At 61.1% G+C, this 1,150-nt stretch carries 2 protein-coding genes; both read left to right on the forward strand.

Features of this window, described 5'->3' with window-relative positions; translation table 11 throughout:
* Positions 1-127: hypothetical protein (locus tag EOA86_RS41630; RefSeq protein WP_348633388.1), on the forward strand; the 127-nt coding region annotated here is incomplete at its 5' end.
* A 110-nt stretch (positions 128-237) separates the two neighbouring features.
* Positions 238-1,150: hypothetical protein (locus tag EOA86_RS35610; protein ID WP_128345736.1), on the forward strand; the 913-nt coding region annotated here is incomplete at its 3' end.

Raw genomic sequence — 1,150 nt, forward strand, 5'->3', positions numbered from 1 at the left:
CTGGAAAGACGGACTCTACCGCACCGAACCACCGGCGGTGGAGGAGACGAAAGTCACCGCCGTTCCCTATTTTGCCTGGGACAACCGCGATCCCGGCGAGATGCTCGTCTGGCTGAGAGACTCGTGATCCGGGGACGAAGATGATGCCGCCGACGAAAGGGATGTCTTGAATTTGCCCCGGCGGCGCTAATTTAGAGGGGAGAGTGGCGCCAGCCACTCGAATGGGTGGAGGCAGAGTTGGCGCTCGAAGATGTCGCGCGTGCGAGCGCTGGCGCTCGCGCCATGTTCCTGACCGCCGCAGCGGTGCCGTTGCTGTTCGTGATCAGCGGACTGGCCATTCGCTATGCAGCATTTGCTTCTGTGTCGGAGGAACCAGGTTTCGCGGCTTATGCCCGCGCGCTCTGCCGCTGGGATTGCGCCTGGTATATTGACATCAGCGAACAAGGTTACGAGCGCTTTCCCATTCCAGACCACAGCAATGTCGGTCGCTGGGGCTTCTTCCCGCTCTACCCGATGCTGGTGGCCGCGATTCGGGTTATCTTCCCTTTCCAGACGATACTGGTCGCCACCATCACCTCCACTGTCTGCAGCTACGCCGCCTGTCTGGTGGCATGGCCGCTGCTCGACAAGAACATGCGCGCTTATGTTCTGTATTGCGCTTTTCTGCTCAGCGGCCCGTTCTCCTTTCACTTCACGACCTTCCTGAGCGAACCTCTTTTCGTGCTCCTGACCTCGTGCGTTTTTCTGGCGCTCAAGCGCTCCAGCTATCTCGCCGCTGGTGTTTCATCCGCGCTGCTGTCGGCGACCAGGCTCGTCGGGGTCTTCGTCGTATTTGCGACCGTAATTCAAATGTTCAGGGAGCACAGCGAGCAGGGCGGGTCGACGCTGTCTTTCCCGCGCTGGGTGCTTGGCCGGCCGGATCTGCTGGTCGCTGTCCTCATCTCGCCTGCCGGTTTGTTCGCTTACATCCTGTTTCTTTACCTTACGGTCGGGGACGGCTTTGCGTTCTTGCACGTCCAGCGCGCCTTCGGACGCGTGGCCGGCAATCCGCTGGTCTTTCTATGGGACGGGCTCTCAACTGTTCCGACCGTCGGATGGCTGCCCACGGCGCCGCAATGGAGCGCGATGGCCGCGATCACCGGATTGGCGC

It is taken from the genome of Mesorhizobium sp. M5C.F.Ca.IN.020.32.2.1 (genome assembly GCF_004023105.1).
Classification (GTDB): Bacteria; Pseudomonadota; Alphaproteobacteria; order Rhizobiales; family Rhizobiaceae; genus Mesorhizobium; species Mesorhizobium wenxiniae.